General features: G+C 61.7%; 4 protein-coding genes. 2 read left to right on the top strand and 2 right to left on the bottom strand.

The features are described from left to right. The first annotated feature begins 85 nt into the window (after positions 1-85). Both ACR0P8_RS08730 and ACR0P8_RS08725 read left to right on the top strand, forming a co-directional pair. On the top strand, positions 86-1,270 hold the full coding sequence (locus ACR0P8_RS08730) for an acetamidase/formamidase family protein (protein ID WP_432624696.1): 1,185 nt from the start codon (positions 86-88) through the stop codon (positions 1,268-1,270). A 136-nt stretch (positions 1,271-1,406) separates the two neighbouring features. Next, the gene (locus tag ACR0P8_RS08725) at positions 1,407-2,735 is read left to right on the top strand and encodes a chloride channel protein (protein ID WP_432624695.1); all 1,329 of its coding nucleotides are present in this window, start codon (positions 1,407-1,409) and stop codon (positions 2,733-2,735) included. Positions 2,736-2,757: 22 nt separating this feature from the next. Here ACR0P8_RS08725 and ACR0P8_RS08720 read toward each other — a convergent pair whose 3' ends face one another. Then, positions 2,758-4,104 carry a GHKL domain-containing protein gene (locus ACR0P8_RS08720; protein WP_432624697.1) on the bottom strand — a complete coding sequence of 449 codons (1,347 nt, stop codon included), beginning with the start codon at positions 4,102-4,104 and terminating at the stop codon, positions 2,758-2,760. A gap of 53 nt (positions 4,105-4,157) precedes the next feature. Further along, a partial coding sequence (locus tag ACR0P8_RS08715) for a LytR/AlgR family response regulator transcription factor (RefSeq protein ID WP_432624694.1) occupies positions 4,158-4,656 on the bottom strand: 499 nt, incomplete at its 5' end.

The following is a 4,656-nucleotide window of genomic DNA, read 5'->3' as shown; positions in this document are numbered from 1 at the left end:
TTGGTTTCGACGCAAATCGGACATACCAAAACCGCGTCATACCAAGTCGTACCAAAGAGACGACATACCAAAAAGGCGGAGATCGATGAAGGATTCAAGGGCATTCGGACCGGTGCTGCAAAGGCTCACTCCGGAAGAGGCACGGGACATGGGCGGCCAGTACGTGCCCGCCAGCGTGCGAAACACGTTCTGGGGCGTGCTTCCGTCCCGTGCGGATGGCCCGATCGCATCCATCTCCTCCGGCCAGCGGATAACGATCGACACCATCAGCCATGAAGGGCTCATGCCTGACCAGGGCTCTGACCCCGTCAGATATTTCGGCTCCCGGGGCATCGGCCGCGACGAGCTTCTGGAGGACGCCATCGCGATTCCCGCTTGCAAGTCCCGCGGCGAGCATGACGGCTCCCACGTCGTCACCGGACCGATTGAAGTCAAGGGAGCCAAGCCCGGAGACGTGCTGATGGTGTCCATCGACAGACTTGAGCGTCGCGCCCCCTACGGAGTGATTTCCACGCGTCACGGCCGCGGCGTCATGGTCGATTCCGAGCTTGAGGGCGATTACGGCGCGCTGTGCAAGGTCATTTCCGTGGATGGCACGGCTTTCGGACAGATCGTTCCCGACGGAACGCAGTTCCACGACCAAGCGTTGGATGGAACGGACTATCCAGCCTTTCCTTTGCATCCGTTCCTGGGAATCATGGGCGTGACGCCCGACTCCGACGAGCGGAAGTGCTCCATCCCTCCCTACGCGTTCGGCGGGAATATCGATGTGAACGACATGACGGAAGGCAGCACGCTGTTCCTGCCGGTGCAGATCGATGGCGCCGGCTTCTACATCGGCGACCCCCATTACGCGCAGGGCGATGGGGAAGTGGCGTTGACCGCTTTGGAGGCTCCGCTTCGCGCGACGGTCACGTTGACCGTCATTCCCGGCGAGGTCGCCGATGGGCTTTTCGGCGTTCACGACAGACCGTTCGCATATGCGGGCGGCAAGCTGCTGGCTCTGGGGCTTCATGAGGATTTGGATGAGGCGTTGCGCCAGAGCGTGGCATATTCCATCAGCCTGCTGTCCTCGCTGTTCCACCTTCCGAAGAAGGCCATCTACCTGTATCTGTCCGCCGCGGCGGATTTCGATGTGTCGCAGGCCGTCGATCTGGTCCGCGGCATCCATTCGCGGATACCGCTGTCCCATTTCGAAGGGCCGGCTGCCGACGATTTCATCGGCTATATCATGCAAGCCGTGAAACAGGGCGTGAAACAGGGCGATTGAAACAAACCGAGCAACGTCGAAGTGATGCCGAAGTGATGCCGATTGGCGCCATCGGCGTATAAATCCGCCATCGGTGGAACGATGGTGATGCGACGAAACGAACGACAAGACGAACCGAAGACGAGGTGGACGCAGCGTGAAGGAAGCAACGAAGGCGACGCAATCGCAGGAAGAGGCGGAGACGCAGCCGAAGATCGGCAGAATACCGGCGCTGATCGCGGCGGTCGCCGTCGTCGGCATCGCCATCGGAGCGGCCGCCGGCCTGCTGACGCTCATGCTGTATCAGGTCGAACGTTTCGCACTCGGCTACATCGAAAATTCGCATGAATCCGGCCCGTTCAACGTGCCCGCCATCCGTCGCGTGGTTTCCGTGACGCTCGGTGCCACCATCGCTGCCGTGATTTGGTGGCTGCTGCGCACCCGCACCACCAAAGTGCCATCCGTCAAAAAGGCCGTGGGCGGCGCGCTGATGCCAGTCTGGCAGACCATCGTGCACGTGCTGCTGCAGATCTTCATCGTCGGCACTGGCATGTCGATCGGCCGCGAGGTGGCTCCTCGCGAGCTCGGCGCGATGTTCGGCCAGCGTTTCGCCCGTTGGGTGCGTCTCGACGCGAAGGATACGCGCATGCTGGTGGCCATCACCGCCGCGGCCGGCCTCGCGGGCGTCTACAACGCGCCGCTTGCGGGCACGTTCTTCGCGGTGGAGATTCTGCTCGCCGACGTGACGCTGGAAACGGTCACGCTCGCGTTCGCCTGCTCCGCGCTCGCCTCCTGGGTGGCAAGTCTGGTCAAAGGCACGCACACGTTCTATCTGATCGGCAAGGCGGACGGCCTGTTCACGCCGGATTACATGCTGTTCGCGCTGGTCGCCGGTCTGGTTCTCGGCGCGGCCGGCGCGCTATTCCGCCGCGGTTCCCAGTGGGCGGAGAAGAACAAGCCGTCCGGAACCGGCATTCTGTGGATGATGCCGCTTGCCGGCCTGCTGACGGGCGTTGTGGCGATCGCCGTGCCGCAGGTGATGGGCAACGGCCGTGCCACCGCGCAGCTGAGTTTCTCGTCGAAGGCCGATTTGGCCGTCATTCCGGTGTTGCTGCTGTCTTTCGTGGCCAAGGCGGTCGTCACGTTGCTGACGATCCGTTCCGGCGCTTCCGGTGGCGTGTTGCAGCCGGGCATCGCGTTGGGCGCTTCCGGCGGCGCGGTATTGGGTGTTCTGTGGATGCAGATGTTCCATACGAATTCGATCGGCATGTACGCTCTGCTGGGCGCGTGCGCGCTGCTCGCCGCCTCGCAGCAGGCGCCGTTGATGGCAATCTGCCTGGTGATGGAGCTGGCCGACGCCCCAATCAACCTGTTCGTGCCGATCGGCCTCGCGGTGGCCGTCAGCTCCTTCACCGCCTCCCGTCTGGCCAAGCCGCTCGCCGGCTTCCATCTGCCGATTCCGCAATCCGCGCAACCGGAGAAATAGCCAGCGTCCAACCGCCCGTCCGTCACATGGCCATCAGGCCGGTTTGACGGGGGATGAGCGCGGTCAACACGAACCAATGGTCGTCGGTGCGGATCGTCACTTCGCCGCCGTACTGCTGCACGATGTGGCGAATCGATTTCACGCCGAAGCCATGCCGATGCTGGTCGTCGCGCTTCGTGGTGCGCAGGTTGCCGTCAGCATCCTTCTTCAGCCGGGAATCGAAATAATTCTCGACGCGAATCACGATAAAACGATTCTGTTCGAACAAAGCAAGTTTGATAAGACGCTGCTCCCGATTCGGCAGTTTCGATGTAGCCTCAATCGCGTTGTCGAGGGCGTTGCCGAACAGCGACGCGATGTCCATCGATGACATGCCGCTTAGCAGCGATCCGTCCGCGACCGCGGTGAACGTGATGCCGTGGTCGTTGCAGGCGCGCTCCTTCGTGGTGAGGATGACGTCGAGCACAGGATTGCCGGTATGCTGCTGCGCGCTGTAACGCTGCACTGACTTCTCCAGCTGTTCGAAGCCCGCCGCCGCATGCTCGGGGTCGACTTCGGCGCGCAATGCCGCGATCTGATGCTTCAGATCATGCGCGAGACGGCCAAGCGATTCGATGTTCTCCTTCGATTGCAGATACTCCTGATGCTGGCTTTCCAGCTGCGCGTTGATCGACGCGAGCTCGGTGCTCGCCTCAAGACGGCGCATCTGCTCCTGCTGTGCGAATAGAATCGCGAATCCGCAGAAATCCACCAATGTGCGGATGTAGAAGACCTCCTGGCCCACCGTTCCGGAGAACGGCGTGTTCGTGGAGATGAAACTCAGATTGCTCATGGCGAAGGTGACGACCGTGATGGCCACCGTCGCCGTCGCAGCGGAAGCCGTCGGCAACGTGGGGGAGGTCTGGCTGAAATTGCCGCGTTCCGCCAGCCAGGCCAGGCCGAAGCACAGCGCGTACGTGACGACAAGCAGCAGAACGGCGCGCCAATCATAATCGGCGACATGCCTGTCGCGCATGCCGATGAACGTGACGATCTGCCAATGCAGTGACGCCACCAATTCGGCCAGCACGAACGCGCGTGCCGTGATGTACAATCCCTCGCGTTTGCCGGTCCCGGCACCGAACAGAATCGTCAGGTACATGCAGCCGAAGGCGAGCATCATGCCGACAATCCAGAACCAAATCGGCATGACGCCGTCGAAATACTGCACGACGATCAACGCCACCAAGCCGACCACGCCCGCAGTGACGGAGCGGCGGAGCGGCGCGCGGCGGAACAGCACCGCCATATACACCACGCATGCCAGCCATTCGCAGATGGCGGTGTACGAACGGGGAATATCGGGCAGTGCGTTGGTGATCGGCGTCATCGACGGCACCGAAACCACCATGACACGCGTGGCGAAATCCGGAATCGCCCCGATCATCCCATTCCTCCCCCCATGTAGTCCGTCAGCGCCGTCAGGAACGCCTTCTTACGCGGGCGGCTCACACGCAGCCGCTCGCCGTTCGACATGATGCAATCCTGATCGGCCATACCCGTCACATGCCTGAGATTGACCAGATAGCAGGAATTCGAACGGAAAAAGTGGTAGTCGGCCAGCTTGGCCTCCATATCCTTCAACGTGCCGTTGATGGACAGCTTGCCGTCAAGCGTGTGAATGACGATGGTGTGGCGGATCGATTCGAGGTAGAGGATGTCCGCCAAGTCCAGACGCATCTGCCCCTTGCCGGTGTCGATGAGCATGGAATCGTCGACGTTGCTGCGGACCGTGTCGATTGATTTCTTCAATTCCTGGGAGAATGCGAACCATGGCAACGGTTTGAGCAGGTACGACAGCGCGCGCACCTCATATCCGCTGATGGCGTATTGCGGTGCGGCTGTGATGAAGATGATCACCACCTTGTCGTCGCGCTCGCGG

This window comes from Bifidobacterium sp., from assembly GCF_050874245.1.
Classification (GTDB): domain Bacteria; phylum Actinomycetota; class Actinomycetes; order Actinomycetales; family Bifidobacteriaceae; genus Bifidobacterium.
This window is presented reverse-complemented; position numbering and strand designations above follow the sequence as displayed.

Coding starts and splice junctions, on each gene's coding strand:
- ACR0P8_RS08730 (WP_432624696.1), top strand. CDS start 86: ATGAAGGATTCAAGGGCATTCGGACCGGTGCTGCAAAGGCTCACTCCG.
- ACR0P8_RS08720 (WP_432624697.1), bottom strand. CDS start 4,104: ATGACGCCGATCACCAACGCACTGCCCGATATTCCCCGTTCGTACACC.